The sequence below is a fragment of the Sphingobacterium sp. 40-24 genome (assembly GCF_001899705.1).
Lineage (GTDB): Bacteria > Bacteroidota > Bacteroidia > Sphingobacteriales > Sphingobacteriaceae > Sphingobacterium > Sphingobacterium multivorum.
Genome location: NZ_MKWH01000038.1, coordinates 63,548 through 81,205 on the forward strand (window position 1 = coordinate 63,548; position 17,658 = coordinate 81,205).

18 protein-coding genes and 2 tRNA genes are annotated in these 17,658 nt (G+C 41.1%); 11 read left to right on the forward strand and 9 right to left on the reverse strand.

Going from position 1 to position 17,658, the window contains the following annotated elements; all coding sequences use genetic code 11:
* The first annotated feature begins 104 nt into the window (after window positions 1-104).
* The 8 genes from fucP to BGP15_RS16185 all read left to right on the forward strand — a co-directional run bounded on the left by fucP (window position 105) and on the right by BGP15_RS16185 (window position 8,227).
* Window positions 105-1,370 carry an L-fucose:H+ symporter permease gene (gene fucP, locus BGP15_RS16150; RefSeq protein ID WP_070563743.1) on the forward strand — a complete coding sequence of 422 codons (1,266 nt, stop codon included), beginning with the start codon at window positions 105-107 and terminating at the stop codon, window positions 1,368-1,370.
* Between the two features lie 10 nt (window positions 1,371-1,380).
* A complete protein-coding gene (locus tag BGP15_RS16155) occupies window positions 1,381-1,713 on the forward strand; it encodes an L-rhamnose mutarotase (protein ID WP_046672141.1) in 333 nt (110 codons plus the stop codon).
* A 2-nt stretch (window positions 1,714-1,715) separates the two neighbouring features.
* On the forward strand, window positions 1,716-3,374 hold the full coding sequence (locus BGP15_RS16160) for a UxaA family hydrolase (RefSeq protein WP_286770098.1): 1,659 nt from the start codon (window positions 1,716-1,718) through the stop codon (window positions 3,372-3,374).
* Window positions 3,375-3,423: 49 nt separating this feature from the next.
* On the forward strand, window positions 3,424-4,737 hold the full coding sequence (locus tag BGP15_RS16165) for an alpha-L-fucosidase (protein WP_286770099.1): 1,314 nt from the start codon (window positions 3,424-3,426) through the stop codon (window positions 4,735-4,737).
* Window positions 4,738-4,739: 2 nt separating this feature from the next.
* A complete protein-coding gene (locus BGP15_RS16170; RefSeq protein ID WP_046672143.1) occupies window positions 4,740-5,504 on the forward strand; it encodes an SDR family NAD(P)-dependent oxidoreductase in 765 nt (254 codons plus the stop codon).
* A 41-nt stretch (window positions 5,505-5,545) separates the two neighbouring features.
* Entirely contained in the window at window positions 5,546-6,403 is an 858-nt protein-coding gene (locus BGP15_RS16175; protein ID WP_070563737.1) for a fumarylacetoacetate hydrolase family protein, read from the forward strand.
* A gap of 25 nt (window positions 6,404-6,428) precedes the next feature.
* Window positions 6,429-7,256, forward strand: a complete 828-nt coding sequence (locus BGP15_RS16180) for an amidohydrolase family protein (protein ID WP_070563734.1) — start codon at window positions 6,429-6,431, stop codon at window positions 7,254-7,256.
* A gap of 179 nt (window positions 7,257-7,435) precedes the next feature.
* Entirely contained in the window at window positions 7,436-8,227 is a 792-nt protein-coding gene (locus BGP15_RS16185; protein WP_115047408.1) for an L-fucose dehydrogenase, read from the forward strand.
* A gap of 247 nt (window positions 8,228-8,474) precedes the next feature.
* On the opposite strand, the gene BGP15_RS16190 is transcribed toward BGP15_RS16185, so the two are convergent.
* Both BGP15_RS16190 and BGP15_RS16195 read right to left on the reverse strand, forming a co-directional pair.
* Window positions 8,475-8,547: transfer RNA gene (locus tag BGP15_RS16190), tRNA-Phe, on the reverse strand.
* A gap of 42 nt (window positions 8,548-8,589) precedes the next feature.
* Window positions 8,590-8,662: transfer RNA gene (locus BGP15_RS16195), tRNA-Phe, on the reverse strand.
* Between the two features lie 188 nt (window positions 8,663-8,850).
* Between BGP15_RS16195 and mnmA the strand changes: the two genes are divergently transcribed.
* Window positions 8,851-9,942, forward strand: coding sequence for a tRNA 2-thiouridine(34) synthase MnmA (gene mnmA / locus BGP15_RS16200; RefSeq protein ID WP_046672147.1), 1,092 nt, complete (start codon window positions 8,851-8,853; stop codon window positions 9,940-9,942).
* Window positions 9,943-10,129: 187 nt separating this feature from the next.
* Window positions 10,130-11,194, forward strand: a complete 1,065-nt coding sequence (locus tag BGP15_RS16205) for a PA0069 family radical SAM protein (RefSeq protein ID WP_286770100.1) — start codon at window positions 10,130-10,132, stop codon at window positions 11,192-11,194.
* 126 nt (window positions 11,195-11,320) lie between these two features.
* Here BGP15_RS16205 and BGP15_RS16210 read toward each other — a convergent pair whose 3' ends face one another.
* The 5 genes from BGP15_RS16210 to BGP15_RS16230 form a co-directional block, all read right to left on the reverse strand.
* Window positions 11,321-12,739, reverse strand: coding sequence for an amino acid permease (locus BGP15_RS16210; protein ID WP_286770101.1), 1,419 nt, complete (start codon window positions 12,737-12,739; stop codon window positions 11,321-11,323).
* A 20-nt stretch (window positions 12,740-12,759) separates the two neighbouring features.
* Complete coding sequence (locus BGP15_RS16215; RefSeq protein WP_286770102.1) at window positions 12,760-12,903, reverse strand: hypothetical protein; 144 nt, start codon at window positions 12,901-12,903, stop codon at window positions 12,760-12,762.
* Between the two features lie 222 nt (window positions 12,904-13,125).
* Window positions 13,126-13,287, reverse strand: a complete 162-nt coding sequence (locus BGP15_RS16220; protein WP_286770103.1) for a FeoB-associated Cys-rich membrane protein — start codon at window positions 13,285-13,287, stop codon at window positions 13,126-13,128.
* A 7-nt stretch (window positions 13,288-13,294) separates the two neighbouring features.
* Entirely contained in the window at window positions 13,295-15,397 is a 2,103-nt protein-coding gene (gene feoB, locus BGP15_RS16225; RefSeq protein ID WP_286770104.1) for a ferrous iron transport protein B, read from the reverse strand.
* Entirely contained in the window at window positions 15,397-15,636 is a 240-nt protein-coding gene (locus BGP15_RS16230) for a FeoA family protein (RefSeq protein ID WP_286770105.1), read from the reverse strand. The genes feoB and BGP15_RS16230 overlap by 1 nt, the downstream gene beginning before the upstream one ends.
* A 128-nt stretch (window positions 15,637-15,764) precedes the next feature.
* Here BGP15_RS16230 and BGP15_RS16235 point away from each other — a divergent pair, with 128 nt between their 5' ends.
* Window positions 15,765-16,214, forward strand: coding sequence for a MarR family winged helix-turn-helix transcriptional regulator (locus BGP15_RS16235; protein ID WP_286770106.1), 450 nt, complete (start codon window positions 15,765-15,767; stop codon window positions 16,212-16,214).
* A gap of 5 nt (window positions 16,215-16,219) precedes the next feature.
* Here the strand turns inward: BGP15_RS16235 and BGP15_RS16240 are convergent, their stop codons facing one another.
* Together BGP15_RS16240 and BGP15_RS16245 are read right to left on the reverse strand one after the other, a co-directional pair.
* Window positions 16,220-17,029, reverse strand: a complete 810-nt coding sequence (locus BGP15_RS16240) for a ZIP family metal transporter (protein WP_286770107.1) — start codon at window positions 17,027-17,029, stop codon at window positions 16,220-16,222.
* Window positions 17,029-17,610 carry a phosphatase PAP2 family protein gene (locus BGP15_RS16245; protein WP_286770108.1) on the reverse strand — a complete coding sequence of 194 codons (582 nt, stop codon included), beginning with the start codon at window positions 17,608-17,610 and terminating at the stop codon, window positions 17,029-17,031. The genes BGP15_RS16240 and BGP15_RS16245 overlap by 1 nt, the downstream gene beginning before the upstream one ends.
* Window positions 17,611-17,658 lie beyond the last annotated feature (48 nt).

A 17,658-nucleotide genomic window follows, 5' to 3' on the forward strand; every position in this document is an offset into this window, starting at 1 on the left:
AGCTATGGTAATATAGCTTAATAATTTGATAATATACTTGAATATTGTCTAGCATTTTTAAGCTTATTTTACATTAAATAACTACTTATAACCATTTGAAAAATATGACGAATAAAAAGAGTTACGCATTTGCCTTGATTTTGGTGACATCCTTGTTCTTTTTCTGGGGATTTATTCATAACCTTGATCCGATCTTAATTCCGCATTTGAGGAATGCGTTTAGTTTATCCCATTTCCAGGCTTCCTTAGTCGATTCGGCTGTATTTATCGCTTATTTTGTGATGGCGATTCCTGCTGGAATTATCATGAAAAAATATGGCTATAAAGCGGGTATTTTGATTGGATTGATCTTTTTTGCCATTGGCTGTTTTCTTTTTGTACCTGCGGCCAATACGATAAGTTATGTTTTCTTTTTGGGGGCATTGTTCGTTGTAGCCTGTGGTCTTACCATTCTGGAAACCGCTGCAAATCCGTATGTAGCGATTTTGGGAGATCCAGCTTCTTCGGCGCAACGGCTTAATTTTGCGCAGTCCTTTAATGGACTAGCAGCCTTTGTTGCTCCGATTTTTGGTGGAAAATTTATTTTATCCCATGAACCCAAATCACAGGAAGAACTGGCGCAAATGGCTGAGCAGGCAAAGATGGCGTATATTCAGTCGGAAACAGCTGCTGTGAAATTGCCTTATGTAGTATTGGGAATATTGATTTTATTGATCGCTGCCTTGTTTTTCTTTACCAAATTACCTGATATCAAAGATGCCGAGGAAGAAGGTAGAGCTGGTTTTTTCCACGCGTTGCGTCATAAAAATGTGCGTTGGGCCGTGGTGGCTCAATTTTTCTATGTGGGAGCGCAAGTCTGTATTTTAAGCTTCCTGGTATTGTATGCAACAGAAGCTGCGGGCATATCGGGTAAGGATGGGGCCGATTATGCTGGGTTTGCGGGATTGGCTTTTATGTTGGGCCGGTTTATCGGTACATTTTTTATGCGTTTTGTATCAGCATCCCAGCTTCTGATCATCTATTCCGCTATAGCGATCGTTCTATCCCTATTTGTCATCTTCGGATCAGGTATTCAGACCTTGTATGCATTGATCGGTATTGCATTCTTTATGTCTATTATGTTTCCGACGATATTCGCGTTTGGTGTACAAGGTATCGGTGCCGATACCAAATCTGCTTCCAGTTTGATCGTAATGTCTATTGTTGGTGGTGCTTTGTTACCTCCAATTTTGGGCTTTATCTCGGATAAAACAGGACATTTCCAGTATGGCTATTTTGTGCCATTGGTTTGTTTTATTGTTGTCTTATTGTTTGCTTTCCAAAATAGAAATGTCAGTATTGCGGAAACCGAAAATCTTAAATCACATTAATTAGTTAGTAATGAAAAGATATGTCATGGCTTTAGATCTTGTGGACGATCCACAATTGATCAAGGAATATGAGGATTACCACCGTGAGGTTTGGCCGGAAATAAAACGTTCGATTCTGGATGCAGGTATTCTGCAGATGGAGATCTATCGTTTTGAAAATAGATTGTTTATGAACATGGAGGTGGGTGAAGACTTTTCATTTGAGAAAAAATCGGCTATGGATGCTGCCAATGAAAAAGTACAGGAATGGGAACAGCTGATGTGGAAATACCAGGCGGCCATTCCGGGGGCAAAGCCGGGAGAGAAATGGGTAATGATGACAAAAATATTTGAATTAGTATAATTATGGCTATACAGCGCTATTTACAGATCCATCCAATGGATAATGTCCTTGTTGCATTACAGGACTTGGCTGCGGGAACAACGATTGTTTTTGAAGGTAAGGAATTTACATTAAAGCAAGCTGTTGCTGCCAAACATAAATTCACCATCCAGCCAATGGAACAAGATACGGAGATATTGATGTATGGTGTTCTGGTAGGAAAATTGAATACTCCCCTAGCTGAAGGGGAACTCATTACCACTGAAAACTTGCGCCATGCGTCGGAAGATTTTAAAATGGGCAATCGCAAGACAGCCTGGACAAAACCTGATGTTTCTGCATTTAAAGATAAAACGTTCAATGGATTCCACCGTTCAAATGGGACTGTTGGAACGGCCAATTACTGGTTGGTTATTCCATTGGTTTTTTGCGAAAATAGAAATGTATTGACCCTGAAGGCTGCTTTTGAAGAAAAGTTGGGCTATAAAGTAAAAGCCAATAATTACGTGTCTGAGGTAGAAGATCTCATTAGCTTATATAAGTCTGGTGCTGATGTAAATGCGATTCTTAGTCAGGATCTACTTGCTAATTCGACTTCCAGTGAGCAGGAACGCCTGTTCAAAAATGTCGATGGAATCAAGTTTTTAAACCATGAAATGGGCTGCGGCGGAACCCGCATGGATTCGGATGCCTTATGTGGCCTTTTGGCTGGTTATATCACCCATCCGAATGTGGCGGGGGCAACGGTATTGAGTTTAGGATGTCAGCATGCGCAGGCTTCCATTCTGAAAGCTGAAATTGAAAAGCGAAGTCCAGGTTTTGATCGCCCACTGTATATTTTCGAACAACAGAAAGAAGGAACTGAAAAAGAGCTTATGCAAAAGGCGATTAAAGCAACTTTTGCAGGGATGATGCAAGCGGATAAAAATGAGCGCAAACCAGCCTCATTGGACAAATTGTGTATAGGTCTGGAATGTGGTGGTTCAGACGGATTTTCGGGCATCTCGGCCAATCCGGCGCTCGGATTTGTATCAGATATTTTGGTGACTTTAGGCGGATCGGTGATTCTGGCGGAGTTTCCTGAATTATGCGGCGTGGAACAGGAGTTGAGTGATCGTTGTATCGATGAGCCAACGGCGGAGCGTTTTATGTCGCTGATGCGTACTTACAACGCAAAAGCTGAAGCTGATGGTTCGGGATTCTATATGAATCCTTCTCCGGGCAATATTCGTGATGGTTTAATTACTGACGCAATTAAGTCTGCTGGGGCTGCCAAAAAAGGAGGAACATCACCTGTTGCAGCAGTGATTGATTATCCTGAATTGGCCAACGGTCCGGGGTTAAACTTATTATGTACGCCTGGTAATGATGTGGAAAGTACAACTGCAGAAGTGGCAGCAGGTGCTAATATTGTCTTGTTTACTACGGGGCTGGGTACCCCTACAGGTAACCCGATTTCACCTGTTGTGAAACTATCAACAAATACCAAGACTTTTGAGAAAATGCCCGATATCCTGGATTTGAACTGTGGTACCATTATCGAAGGTACAGAGACTATTGAGGAAGCCGCACACCGTATTTTGGATTATGTAATAGAGGTTGCTTCTGGTGAAGTGAAACCGAAGGCGGTGTTGCTGGGGCAAGACGATTTCATACCATGGCGTAGAGGTGTTTCTTTGTAGTTGGGTATAATGAGTTTATTGAAAATCCATGACAACTAATCATTTACATATGAAACTTAAACATGTAATCTGTGGTTTAGCCTTGCTGATGGGATCAGTATCCGCGAGCTATAGCCAGCAACATTATCAACCGAGTCCCGAAAATCTGAAAAATAGGGAGTGGTTTGAACAATCTCGGTTTGGTGTTTTTATCCATTGGGGGGTATATAGTGTGCTGGGGGATGGTGAGTGGGTCATGAACAACCAGAATATCAGTTTGGATGAATATGCATTGCTGCCTAAATTTTTCAATCCAATTTCCTTTAATGCGAAAGAATGGGCGAAGTTATTTAAACAGGCAGGGGCAAAGTATATCACCTTTACGACCAGACATCATGATGGATTTTCGATGTGGAACAGCCAGGTTTCGGACTATAATGTGGTGAAGAAATCTCCCTTCAAACGCGATATTGTGAAAGAGTTGGTGGAAGCTTGCCGTGCCGAAGGGATAAAAGTGATGTTCTACTATTCGCTTTTAGACTGGCACCGGGATGATTATCTGCCTGTTGGTAAAACGGGTGGTGGCATTGCGGGGCGCGATTCAACGAAAGGGGATTGGAATCATTATGTCCAGTTTATGAAAAGCCAATTAACGGAGCTGTTGAGCAACTACGGTGAGATCGATGGGATCTGGTTTGATGGTCATTGGGACAAGCCCAATGAAGATTGGCATTTCAAAGAAATCTATGAATTGATTCATAAGTTACAGCCACAGTGCTTGGTGGGTAACAACCACCATCTGGCGCCATTTGAAGGGGAAGATTTTCAGATGTTCGAACGTGATTTACCTGGAGAGAATACTACTGGGTTCGGCACGAAAGCGCATGATGTTGGGAAACTACCGAAGGAAGTATGTGGAACAATTGCAGGATCTTGGGGATTTGAGCTGAAAGATCGGACACGAAAATCCTTTCAGGAAGTGCTGAAATACCTGGTCAAGGCAGCTAGTCATGGTTCCAATTTATTGCTCAATGTTGGCCCGATGCCAAACGGTGAGATTCAGGACTATCAACAGGAGCGCTTGAAAGAACTTGGAAAATGGCTATCGGTGTATGGTGAAACAATCTATGGAACAGCGGGTGGGGCGGTGTCACCAACAGACGATTATGCGTTGACAAAAAAAGGAAACCAAGTGTATCTACATGTGTTTAAAACGGATAAAAAGGAATTGTTGATTAATAACCTTCCTTATCAGGTGAAAAAAGTAAGCACATTTATCGGAAAGAAAGAGATTAAGTTTAGTTATAAGAACAATAGTCTACGCTTGGATTTGCCAACATCGACAGATGAAGCAGATTTGGTATTGACATTAACAATTAAATAACAATGGGAAAATTAGAACAAAAAGTAGCTGTAATTACCGGTGGTGGTAGTGGGATAGGCCGTGCGATCAGTCTGCAATTTGCTGCAGAAGGAGCAAAAGTTCATATTCTGGATTTGAATGAAGATGGCGGTAAGGCTGTAGTTGATGAGATCTTGGCTTTGGGTGGTCAGGCTGCATTTAATCGTTGTAATGTAACTGATCAACAAGAAATTACTGCTATAGCACAAAATATCGGAAAAATTGATATTTTAGTAAATAATGCTGGTATCGCTCATGTTGGTAATTTGGAAAATTGTCAATCAGAAGATTTTGAGCGTGTTTTTAATGTGAATGTTAAGGGAGCTTATAATGCATTGCATGCTATTGTGCCGATGATGAAGGCGCAGGGTTCGGGAGCAATCCTTAATTTAGCATCCATAGCTGCATGGGTTGGTATCACGGATCGTTTTGCGTATTCGATGAGCAAGGGGGCTATTTACGCGATGTCAATGTCTGTAGCACGGGATTACATGGCCTACGGTATTCGTTGCAATAGCATTTCGCCTGCACGTGTACATACCCCATTTGTGGATGGATTTATCGCAAAAAACTATCCTGGAAAAGAGGAAGAAATGTTTGAAAAACTATCAGCAAGCCAACCAATAGGCCGCATGGCGCAACCGGAAGAAATTGCCAAATTAGCACTTTTCTTGTGTAGTGACGATGCTGGATTTATTACTGGAAATGACTACCCTATTGACGGTGGTTTTATTAAATTGAATAATTAAAAAGCTAAAAATAAAATATCTATTATCTCAATACTATAAAAATGAAATTAATACGTTTTGGAGCTCAAGGCAAGGAGAAAATCGGTGTTCAGATCGATGGTGTAAATTACGATGTAAGCGCATTTGGTGGTGATTACAATGAACAATTCTTTGCCGAGAATGGTGTAGCCCGTTTAGAAGAATTTGTGAAGGCAAATGAAGGTAAGTTGATTGAAGTTCCTCAAGGCGAACGTATCGGAGCACCTTTTGCCCGCCCATCCAAAATTGTTTGTATTGGATTGAACTATTTAGACCATGCCAAGGAAACAAATGCACCAATTCCTGCTGAACCGATCATCTTTATGAAATCGACCACTTCGTTGGTAGGTCCATACGATAATGTGATGATTCCGAAAGATTCTGTAAAAACAGATTGGGAGGTGGAATTCTGTATTGTGATCGGTAAAAAAGCTTCTTATGTAGAAGAGCATGAAGCCTTAGATTATGTGGTCGGTTATGTATTGCACAACGATGTTTCCGAACGTGAGTATCAGCTGGAACGTGGCGGTACTTGGGATAAAGGAAAAGGATGTGATACGTTTGCACCGATGGGACCTTTCATGGCGACAAAAGAAGAAATCAAAGATATCAACAATGTGCGTCTATGGTTGAAGGTAAACGGAAAAACCTACCAAGATGGTAATACCAAGGATTTAATCTTTTCGGTGGCGCATGTAGTATCCTATGTGTCTAAATTTATGACTTTGTTGCCAGGAGACGTGATATCAACAGGTACTCCGGCAGGTGTTGGCTTAGGATTTAACCCACCGATTTATTTGAAGCCTGGCGATGTGATCGAGTTAGGAGCAGATGGTCTTGGAGAGTCCCGTCAGACTGTGGTAGCGTATTCAAAAAATTAATTGCTCATTAGGTTTTCTTTTCATTATGCGTATAGATACCCATCAGCATTTCTGGAAATTCGATCCAATTAGAGATAGTTGGATTACCGAAGAAATGCAAGTCATCAGACGTGATTTCACCCCTTTGGATATTCAATTTGTGCTTGAACGAAATGGATTTGGAGGGAGTGTTGCTGTTCAGGCGGATCAATCCAACGAAGAGACTGCTTATTTGGTTCAGCTGGCTAGTGATTATCCTTTTATTAAAGGCGTAGTGGGCTGGATTGATCTTCAAGCAGCGGATATTCGACAACAGTTGGATGGCTATCAATCAGCTACGGTCATCAAAGGATTTCGTCATATTGTTGAAGGAGAAGCTGACCCTGATTTTCTCATTCGCCCTGCGGTATTAAACGGGCTGAAGGCCTTAGCAGATTATGGTTATACGTATGATCTGCTCATCCGTCCACGACATTATGCGGCAACGTTGGATTGTGTGCAGCAAAATCCAAATCTTCAATTTGTATTGGATCATATTGCCAAACCGCCGATCAAGTCGAAAGCATTTGATGAGTGGGCGGCGTTTATCGATGCGCTATCTGCCTTTCCAAATGTCGTATGTAAAGTTTCGGGACTTGCAACAGAGGCCGATTGGGAAGGATGGAAACTTGATGATTTTAAGCAATATCTGGAGCATATCTTTGCGCGTTTTGGAAAGGAGCGCATTATGTACGGGTCAGATTGGCCGGTATGTCTATTGGCGGCATCCTACGAAGAAAGTATTGCCATCGTTGAGGATAAATTAGGGCAATTTACGGCTGAAGAGAAGAACGCATTTTGGGCAGAGAACGCAATACGCGTGTATAATCTTTAAAAGGAAAAACTTCAGCATGCTATGAAAGGGAAAAATAGCATGCTGAAGCTTTTTATTGGTCATGAAGCTGGATAATGGGCTTAATGACGTCAATATAAATTAATCAATAACCAGAGAACGAATTCATTGTTGCGAATGTTAACCACAATCAATGAAACAAACCATTCAATAAAAGTATTATGGATCTTCATTTAAAAGATAAAGTTGTTATTGTTACCGGCGGAGCAAAAGGAATCGGGCGGGCTGTAGTCCACGCGTTGGCTAAAGAACAGGCTATTCCTGTCATTGTTGGCCGTAAACAAGCTGATAATGAAAAAGTCAAAGAAGAAATAAAGCAATTTGGTGTGGATGCACTCTGTATTGAAGCAGAATTATCTAAACCCGAAGATTGTGAAAGAGCCGTTCAAAAGACATTGGAAGTGTACGGGCGGATCGATGGTTTGGTGAATAATGCCGGACAAAATGATGGTGTTGGATTGGCATCGGGCAACTATGAAAGATTTGTTGCTTCGCTGCATAAGAACTTAATTCACTACTATCTGATGGCACATCACGCTTTGGATGCGTTGAAAGCATCTAAGGGCAGTATCGTGAATATTTCGTCCAAAACTGGTGAAACAGGGCAGGGCAATACCTCGGCTTATGCGGCATCCAATGGTGGACGTAATGCACTTACGCGAGAGTGGGCTGTAGAATTGTTGCCTTACTCGATTCGTGTCAATGCCATTATTGTGGCAGAATGTGCAACTCCCCAATACGATACCTGGATTCAAACCTTATCAAATCCGGAGGAGACATTGAAAAAAATTACGGACCGCATTCCATTGGAGCATCGCATGACCACAGCAGCGGAAATCGCCGATACAACAGTCTTTTTGCTGTCTAACAAATCAAGTCATACAACTGGTCAATTGATTCATGTGGACGGTGGCTATGTGCATCTTGATCGGTCGATTATTGCTGAATCGTAGCAGAAAAGCGATTGGGTTTTGGAAATTAAACTTGAGTGAATTTTAAAAAGACAACGCCGGTTCATTTCCAAAATCCATGATCTTTTTTTTGATAATATCCCTCAATCAATCAATGAAAATAACACCCATTGAATTCAGGCAGTAGGGGTATGATGAATTTTCTATACGGCGGAGATGTGGGGGGATGTTATATAAAATGCAGTTAGCTAAAACAAAAAAAGCTTGTTCATTGAACAAGCTTTTTTTGTGGTGCCACCTGGGTTCGAACCAGGGACACAAGGATTTTCAGTCCTTTGCTCTACCAGCTGAGCTATGGCACCAGTTGACCTTTTATTTAAATCTGTGATCATCAGATTGAAGCGTGGTGCCACCTGGGTTCGAACCAGGGACACAAGGATTTTCAGTCCTTTGCTCTACCAGCTGAGCTATGGCACCGCTTTTTTGCTATGGGTTTGTTCCCCTATTGCGATGCAAATATAGTCCGATAATTTGAATTCTAAAACTTTTATGCAGATTATTTTCGTACTTTTTTCGAACGTGTTGATTTTGATCGAGATAAAATTACAAGAAACTAACATATAGGAAAAGGAATAAGCTGTATCTTTGCATTTCAATAATTAGAGATGAGTAAAAGAGGAAGAGTTTTAGTTGCAATGAGTGGAGGGGTAGATAGCTCCGTTGCTTCTGTCATGCTCCACGAACAAGGATATGAGGTTATCGGTATCACGATGAAGACATGGGATTATGCATCCGCAGGTGGCTCGTCGAAAGAAACCGGATGTTGTAGCCTTGATAGTATCAATGACGCTCGTACATTAGCCGTAAACTATGGTTTCCCTCATTATATATTAGATATACGTGATGAGTTTGGAGATTTTGTGATTGACAATTTTGTAGAAGAATATATTGCTGGGCGCACGCCTAACCCATGCGTGTTGTGTAATACCCACATTAAGTGGGAGGCTTTGATGAAACGCGCTGACAAATTGGACTGTGAGTTTATCGCTACCGGGCACTATGCTAATATCCGTATGCACGATAATGGTCGCTATGTGATATCAAAAGGTAAGGATGAAAACAAAGATCAATCTTACGTTTTATGGGGCGTGTCACAAGAAAATCTTGCCCGGACACAGTTTCCGTTAGGATCTTTCACGAAAAAGGAGATTCGTCAGATGGCTTTGGATATGGGACAGAAGGAATTGGCCAATAAGTCGGAGAGTTATGAAATCTGTTTCGTTCCTGACAACGACTACCGTGCGTTTTTGAGACATAAGGTGCCAACGTTGGATCAACAAATTGGTCCCGGTAACTTTATTCTTTCCGATGGTACCGTTGTAGGTAAACATATTGGTTACCCTTATTTCACCATCGGTCAACGTAAAGGCTTAGGAATTGCCTTGGGGAAACCGATGTTTGTGATTGAGATCCTTCCGGAAAGTAATACGGTCGTATTGGGTGAAGAACATGAACTTGAAAAGTCACATGCTTACGTTCGTAATGTGAACTTTGTGAAATATGCAGGACTAGATCAACCGATGGAAGCAATTTCAAAGGTACGTTACAAAGACTCTGGTGCTTTGTCGACCATATCCCAAGAAGGCGATAAAGTGCGTATAGATTTTGTGCACAATGTGAAAGGTATTGCTCCAGGGCAATCGGCCGTTTTTTATGAAGGCAATGATTTACTCGGTGGTGGTTTCTTAATGAAATAAATAGAAGCTGGACTGAGATCTAAAATAAGAATTTTAATCCCTATACTGTCGATGCAGTATAGGGATTTTTATTTGGTTTAAAATACGTTTTATTGGGACTTCAAACTAGAAGATATTCGCTTTCTCTCTTTGTGGAAAATGGGAAATTTTAATTTGTTTTTACTAATAAAATTAGTAATTTTAACCTATGAATTCATCGGAATATTTGAAGGGCAGAGGGGCACAGATTAATCCCAATAACAAATTTTTTTCTAATCAATACGTGCAGGAGCATGTGGAGGGGCTGGATGAGGAGTTTTTGGGTGCCGAGAAAACGCAGTTTATTCCGACACATCCGAAATCGATTATTTCTAAGTCAAATAGTCCGGATCTCCGTTTTGAAAGATCCATTAATCCCTATCAGGGTTGTGAACATGGGTGTATTTACTGTTATGCGCGCAATTCGCATGAGTATTGGGGGTTCAGTGCGGGATTGGATTTTGAACGTAAGATCTTAGTAAAACATAATGCGGCTCAGCTTCTCGAACAGGAGTTTAGAAAATCGAGCTATCAGCCCGATTTGATTATGCTTTCCGGCAATACAGACTGTTATCAACCGATTGAACGGAAACTGGGTATCACACGTTCGCTTTTAGAATTAATGGTCAAATACCAGCATCCGGTCTCTATCATCAGCAAAAATGTACTGATGCGGCGGGATTTTGATCTTTTGCGTGAGCTTGCAGCACGCAATCTGGTTTCCGTTGCAGTAACCATCAATTCGTTGCGCGAGGAGGTACGTCAGAAAATGGAACCACGTACTGCAACGGCATCGGCCCGGTTGAAACTGATCGAGGGATTGACAGAGATAGGTGTACCCGTCATGCTGATGATGGCGCCCATCGTTCCTGGGATCAATAGTGATGAGATTTCAGATTTGATTCGTTCGGGAGCAGATGCGGGAGCAATTACGGCCTCTTATACCATCGTACGGCTCAATGGACAGATTGGTGGTATCTTTAAAGATTGGCTTTATCAGAACTATCCTGACCGTGCTGAAAAGGTATTACATTGGATTGAAGCCTGCCATGGTGGAAAAATTAACGATACCGATTTTGGAAGGAGGATAAAAGGGGATGGCCATATGGCCGAGAGTTTACAGCATTTATTCAAGCTTTCCGTCAAGAAATATATGAATAATGGGACACTTCCATCCTTGAGAAGGGATCTTTTCCGCTTACCCGATGCAGGCACGCAGCTGGGCTTGTTTTAGATGGTTGGAGCGACAATTATGAATTTGCTATTCTCGAGGAGGAATATCTACATTAAATTTTAGGAAAAAGCCTGATTCATGTAATGAATCAGGCTTTTTTTATTGATAGGATCGAGGTTCTGTGAACTAAGATTTCTTTCTTTTGATCAAAAGATAACTCACATAGAGTAATATAAGCCAAGCAGGGATCAATTCTACCGGAAGTTTCATTCCTGTTATCCACATGATGCCAAGTACAGCAATCAAAAAGATCAGACAGATATAATTACTTAAGGGATATAGAAAGGATGGGAACTTGGTCCGTAAATGCGCGTCGAGTTTATTTTTTCTGAAATACAAGTGTGTAATGGAGATCATTACCCAGTTGATAATCAGTGAAGACACCACCAGCGACATTAGAATCTCCAGTGCATTTTTGGGTGCCACATAATTGATAAATACACAGATCGCAGCGAACAGTGCCGAGACCAAAATTGCGTTAATAGGCGCATGATTCTTGTTGAGTTTCGAAAGAAAACGAGGGGCATTCCCCTGTTCTGCCAGTCCATATAGCATTCTGCTATTGCTGTACACACTGCTATTATATACCGATAATGCGGCGGTAAGGACAATGAGATTTAGCGCATTTGCGATAATTTTAGTGAAATAAAAAGTCTTTCCAAAGATGGTAAATTCAAATCCATTGAGTTTATCAAAAACAAGTACAAAGGGACTCGTATCTGCGGTGATATTTGTCCATGGTGTCAAAGAGAAAAGAATGATCAAAGCACCGACGTAAAAGATCAAGATCCGATAGATCACCTGATTGGTTGCTTTCGGTATGTTCTTTTCGGGGTGTTCAGCTTCAGCAGCAGTAATACCAACCAATTCCAGGCCACCAAAAGAAAACATAATCAAAGCCATTGCCGAAAGGAGGCCTTCAAAATTGCCGTCCGCAGTTTGGCTAAACCAGCCTTTTGGGAAAAAACCGCCATGTGAAGTCAGGTTGCTGAGGCTTGCTTGCTCGCCTCCTGTACCGCTTAGAAGCAGGTAAACACCAAAAACAATCATCGCGATGATGGCCACCACTTTGATAATGGAAAACCAAAATTCCGTCTCGCCATAAATTTTTACAGAAGCAAGATTCAGAGCGTTGATTGCAAAGAAGAAAAATAAGCTTGATGCCCATAAAGGTATCTCGGGCCACCAGAATTGTACATAAACACCGATAGCCGTTAATTCGGCCATACTGACGAGGATGTAAAGAACCCAATAGTTCCAGCCTGAAGCATAACCCGCAAAAGAACCCCAATATTTATTGGCGAAGTAGCTAAAACTTCCTGAAACAGGCTCCTCAACGACCATCTCGCCCAATTGGCGCATAATAAAAAAAGCAATAATTCCGGCGAAAGCATAGCCGAGGATAACAGCTGGCCCAGCTAGTGTGGCAGCCTTTCCGATACCTAGAAATAAGCCCGTTCCGATAGCACCACCCAGTGCAATTAATTGAATATGTCTATTTTGAAGTCCTCTTTTTAATTCTTCCTTATTGTTCTGTTTCTCCATGTGTATGGTTAATACGGTTATTAGTCTGTTTTGACCGATCCTTGGCAGGGGAAACCTGTGAAGACTTTACTCCGTACCAGAATCGAATTGGTCAAAATTGCTGCCGCTGTATAATGTGCCGACGAATAACGTGACTCCCAGCGCATCTTTTGCCCTAAGCGCATAAAGTTAATAAAACACTTAGGTATTTGTGCACATTCTGTTGTGGTTTTAATGTATTTCGTTGTTTTTTTATAAACAATAGCGAGGGGCCTGTTTGACTCAGAAATAGAAAGCGCCGTAATTTTCAAAAAAAACGGCGCTTTCCTAAATAGTAGCTAGTGTGATTTTTGGCCACTCTAACTAATAACGAAATCTTATTTGTAAATGCTACTCAAAAAGATCAATTAATTTGCTTTTTGTGTTTTTTCAACACTGCAGTTGCATCCGCAACCTTTGGAGCAGCTCGATTTGCCCTTTAATGATTTTCGGACATTTTTAACGACATACCATACAGCCGCCAAAACCAAAATTCCTACGATGAGATATTGTACGGTTAAATTATCCATAGCTTTTTTATTTTAAAAGTTGATAAGCAATTAAGGCACTGAAATAGGCCAAGCCTGTCATAAAACTAAGTTGTATTAAAGTCCATTTCCACGAGCCCGTTTCCCTTTTTACGGCCGCTATTGTACTCATACATTGCATAGCAAAAGCGTAAAACAGCAATAAGGATACACCAGAAGCCAGATTGTAAGCAGGTAAACCGGTGTTCCGGTTAATTTCGCTTTTCATTTTACCCAATACCGTTGTTTTAGATGTTTCATCTTCGATATCCACTTCGTCACCAAGGCTGTATACAGTGGCCATGGTTCCCACAAACACTTCACGGGCAGCAAAAGAAGAAATAAGACCAATTCCCATCTTCCAGTCATAGCCCAATGGTTCAACCACAGGTTCAATAGCCATGCCAAGATAGCCAAGGAAGGAGTGTTCCAGACGATAAGATGAAACTTCATGCTCCAAATCTGCTTCGGATAGGTTGGGATTATCTTTTGTTACGTATTCTTCCGCTCGGCTAAATTTATCATTTGGCCCAAAGCTGCCTAATGCCCATAGTATCACAGAGATTGCCAGAATGATTTTACCTGCACCGAAGACAAAGCTTGATGCTTTTTCCCAGACATTTAAAGCAACATTCTTCCAATCCGGAGTTTTATAGGTCGGCAGTTCGAAGATTAAAAATGATTTGTGTTTTGATTTGATAACCTTCGTCAGAATAACCGCGGACAGTAAAGCTGCAAATATCCCAAGTAGGTACATCACAAATAAAACAATACCTTGTAATTGAAATCCACCAACTCTATTGTCTGGTATAACGAGTCCGATCAGAACAATATAAATGGGTAGACGGGCTGAGCAGGTCATAAAAGGTGTTACCAGAATAGTGACCAGTCTTTCCTTGCTATTCTCGATATTACGTGCAGACATGACTGCAGGAACAGCACAGGCAACGCCCGAAATCAATGGAATCACCGATTTTCCATTCAGCCCGAAAGGACGAAGCCATCGGTCCATCAGGAAAACTACGCGGCTCATATAGCCCGTTTCTTCCATGATCGAGATAAAGATGTATAAAATGACGATCTGTGGAATGAAGATCACGATTCCGCCAATACCTTTGATAATACCATTGCTGAGCAAGTCGGTCAATGGCCCTGCCGGCAATGCTGTTTGTGTATAGGCCGCAAGATCACCGAATAGGCCATCGATAAAGTCCATGGCTGGTCCAGACCAGGTATAAATTGCCTGGAAGATCAGAAAAAGGATTCCAAAAAAGATGATATACCCAAAGATCGGGTGCAGCAGGATGCTATCGATCGTATTGGTCTTGTTTTTGTTGGAAGCCTCATCTTTTACATAAAGCTCAGCGAGACTGCTGTCTAAAGATTTACTGCGTAATATAGCTTCGTCTTTTTGCAGTTTTTCAGCCCGTAATTGATATTTATCACGGATTTGCTGGATGGACTGATTCTTTTCTTTTGATAAAAAGGATACTTCGCCCTTGGCTAAATATTGCCAGGTATGGTATTCTGTATCTAAGGGAAAAAGGCGTTTGGTTTCCTCCAATGCAGCATCGGCTTCCTTTGGTAAGCTGAATTTGCTGATATACATGGGCGGAACGGTATCAAAGTTTTTGATCAGCTGATCTATACCCTGCCCGGTACGGGCGTTGGTTTCGTATACTTTTGTATTTAATAAATGCTCAAGTTTTTGGATATCTATTGTAATGCCTTTTTCCTTGGCTTCATCAATCATATTGATGACGAAGATGGCAGGTAGACCAAGCTCCCGGGCTTGCTGATAAAGGATAATTGACCGTTTTAAGTTGGTCGGTTCAGCGACGACAACAACAAGGTTGGGTCTGAAACTACTTTTTTTGTCAACCAGGGTGTTGAAGACAACTTCCTCATCCATTGAACTTGGAAACAAGGTATATGTCCCTGGTAAATCGATAATTCGATAAGTCTTGTTATTGGCTTTTACTTGCCCCTCACGTTTCTCGACAGTAATTCCGGGATAGTTTCCTACTTTCTGATTTAATTTTGTAATCCGGTTAAATAGAGATGTTTTACCCACATTTGGATTCCCCAAAAGTGCAATAATCGGGTTATTCATTATTTCTGATCAATAAGGATGACTTTAGCTTCTGATTTGCGGATGGCAATCAAGGCGTTATTAGCACTAATATTTAAACATATAGGACCGTCCAAAGGAGCGATGTGTTTCACTTCTATTTCAGTACCCGGGATAAACCCCAATTCGAAAAATTTAGCTGGAATATCGTGCGAATCAAAATCTATTATTACCGCTTTTTCCCCTTTTTTTAGCTTATCTAAGCTAGTTCTATTACGCATCTACCTGTTTTTTTGAATTCTTCAAATATACAGAATTTCTACCATTTAGAATGATTCTAATGTCATAGTTATGTATTTAGTAAAAAACAGCTATCTTTACTATTCAGAACGATTAATTATCAACCAGAATGAAGATTGAGGACGAAATCAAAGTAAGTAAATTCAGTAATGAATGGCATCGTTGTACGGTAAATATTCTATATACGTACAATTGGATTAACAATGAGCTTGAACAGCGAGCTGCCAAAGAGGGGATCACTTTGAAACAGTTTAATGTCTTGCGCATTTTAAGGGGGCAATATCCTAAGCCTGCAACCAATAATCTCATTAAATCAAGAATGCTGAGTACAACGCCGGATATCTCCCGGATGATTGATCGCATGGTTTCCAAAGGATTGGTTTCACGCTGTCAATCTGATGGAGATAAAAGGGCTGTGGATTTGGTTATCACAGAAAAGGGCTTAGAGATCCTTAAAAATCTAGATGAGGATATGCTGATGCAGGATCTTTTACCCAATCGAATTAGTGAAGAAGAAGCGGTTACGCTAAGTACACTGCTGGATAAACTTCGCGGCTAAAGAAATTAATGCGCATGGTCATGATGTTCATGATCATGCGGTTGTTGATGCTGATCGTGCCCATGATCATGTTCCCCCACAAATAAGAAACTTCCAAGAGCTATAGCCACACCGGCAATAACAGCAATCATTTTCTTTTTATTGAATTTATGATGGTCAATGGAGCCCGATTCAAAAAGTATCGTCGTGGAGATGTGCAAGAAAATACCGATAACCACCGCCATGATTTTATCAAAATACTGCTGAATATTGCCTACTTCTCCCGCACTGATGGCCTTGCTTAATAAAAAGCCAAAAGGGGTCATAGCAGCAAATAAGGCTAGTGTAATAAGGATGGTATTTTTCTTTAAATGCGTGCTTATCAAGATACTTCCCAATGCAAATGCAGCTGGGATATGGTGAATTGATATACCTAGCGCAAGTTCAGTCTGATGTGTCGCCGCAAGTGGCATACCTTCCAGGAATGCGTGTAGACATAGGCTGAACATAATACCGATTGGAAAACGATGGCTGTGATGGTCGTGCTCATTGTCCGTATGGATGTGGCCATGCTCTATCCCTTGGGAAAACTGTTCAAGAAAGAGCTGGAAGAGAAATCCCGCAAGTACATAAATACCCAGTACTTCAGGTGAAGTATTGTTGGACTGGTAGACATGTGGCATAAGATGAAGTACGGTAATGGAGAATAAATAGGCTCCACTGAAAGAAAGGATGAGTTTAAGAAAATTCGTTCCTTTCTTCTGTACAAAAAATACGGCAATTCCACTTGCAAATGCAGGTATGAATAAAATTAAAATCAATAAAATTGAATTCATTATACTTGTTCAGTTTTAAAAAAGCTAGGTACAAACCGTTTGAATAAATAGCCTGTAGCCAAACCGACCAGGATACCTAAGGCCGAACCACAGAGCACATCAAACGGGTAATGAACACCAACATAAATTTGAGAGACTGAGATTAGGGTTGCCCAGGCAATACAAAACCAAAGCACATATTTCCATCTCCTCCGGAAGAGTACAATCCAGAAAAAAGCAAGGGAAAAATGATTGGCCGCATGGGAGGAGGTAAAGCTAAAGCCCGAACCACAGCGTACGCGGATGTTGACATTTTCTTTAAACTCCACGTCATTGCATGGTCTAATCCTTTTTACAGTCTTTTTGATCAAATGAGATGATATACCATCGGAAATTCCGAAAGTAACCAAGGTCATGGCAACAATTAGGATACCTGTTTTTCCATAGGTCTTGATGAAAAATATGATCAAAAATAAATACAAAGGTGCCCAGGTATATGGATTGCGCAAAATAGGCAATAGCCAATCAAACACGGGGTTACTCAAGCCCTGATTAATGGCCAGAAAAATCTCTTGATCGATGTGTACTAATTGTTGAATCATAAATGTTGCTGATGACAATGAAATCCCAAACTTTAAAAAACTCGTTTT

Excerpts from the sequence above, each read along its gene's own strand:
- fucP (WP_070563743.1), top strand. The coding sequence starts at position 105 with ATGACGAATAAAAAGAGTTACGCATTTGCCTTGATTTTGGTGACATCC.
- BGP15_RS16155 (WP_046672141.1), top strand. The coding sequence starts at position 1,381 with ATGAAAAGATATGTCATGGCTTTAGATCTTGTGGACGATCCACAATTG.
- BGP15_RS16160 (WP_286770098.1), top strand. The coding sequence starts at position 1,716 with ATGGCTATACAGCGCTATTTACAGATCCATCCAATGGATAATGTCCTT.
- BGP15_RS16165 (WP_286770099.1), top strand. The coding sequence starts at position 3,424 with ATGAAACTTAAACATGTAATCTGTGGTTTAGCCTTGCTGATGGGATCA.
- BGP15_RS16170 (WP_046672143.1), top strand. The coding sequence starts at position 4,740 with ATGGGAAAATTAGAACAAAAAGTAGCTGTAATTACCGGTGGTGGTAGT.
- BGP15_RS16175 (WP_070563737.1), top strand. The coding sequence starts at position 5,546 with ATGAAATTAATACGTTTTGGAGCTCAAGGCAAGGAGAAAATCGGTGTT.
- BGP15_RS16180 (WP_070563734.1), top strand. The coding sequence starts at position 6,429 with ATGCGTATAGATACCCATCAGCATTTCTGGAAATTCGATCCAATTAGA.
- BGP15_RS16185 (WP_115047408.1), top strand. The coding sequence starts at position 7,436 with ATGGATCTTCATTTAAAAGATAAAGTTGTTATTGTTACCGGCGGAGCA.
- mnmA (WP_046672147.1), top strand. The coding sequence starts at position 8,851 with ATGAGTAAAAGAGGAAGAGTTTTAGTTGCAATGAGTGGAGGGGTAGAT.
- BGP15_RS16205 (WP_286770100.1), top strand. The coding sequence starts at position 10,130 with ATGAATTCATCGGAATATTTGAAGGGCAGAGGGGCACAGATTAATCCC.
- BGP15_RS16210 (WP_286770101.1), bottom strand. The coding sequence starts at position 12,739 with ATGGAGAAACAGAACAATAAGGAAGAATTAAAAAGAGGACTTCAAAAT.
- BGP15_RS16215 (WP_286770102.1), bottom strand. The coding sequence starts at position 12,903 with ATGCGCTTAGGGCAAAAGATGCGCTGGGAGTCACGTTATTCGTCGGCA.
- BGP15_RS16220 (WP_286770103.1), bottom strand. The coding sequence starts at position 13,287 with ATGGATAATTTAACCGTACAATATCTCATCGTAGGAATTTTGGTTTTG.
- feoB (WP_286770104.1), bottom strand. The coding sequence starts at position 15,397 with ATGAATAACCCGATTATTGCACTTTTGGGGAATCCAAATGTGGGTAAA.
- BGP15_RS16230 (WP_286770105.1), bottom strand. The coding sequence starts at position 15,636 with ATGCGTAATAGAACTAGCTTAGATAAGCTAAAAAAAGGGGAAAAAGCG.
- BGP15_RS16235 (WP_286770106.1), top strand. The coding sequence starts at position 15,765 with ATGAAGATTGAGGACGAAATCAAAGTAAGTAAATTCAGTAATGAATGG.
- BGP15_RS16240 (WP_286770107.1), bottom strand. The coding sequence starts at position 17,029 with ATGAATTCAATTTTATTGATTTTAATTTTATTCATACCTGCATTTGCA.
- BGP15_RS16245 (WP_286770108.1), bottom strand. The coding sequence starts at position 17,610 with ATGATTCAACAATTAGTACACATCGATCAAGAGATTTTTCTGGCCATT.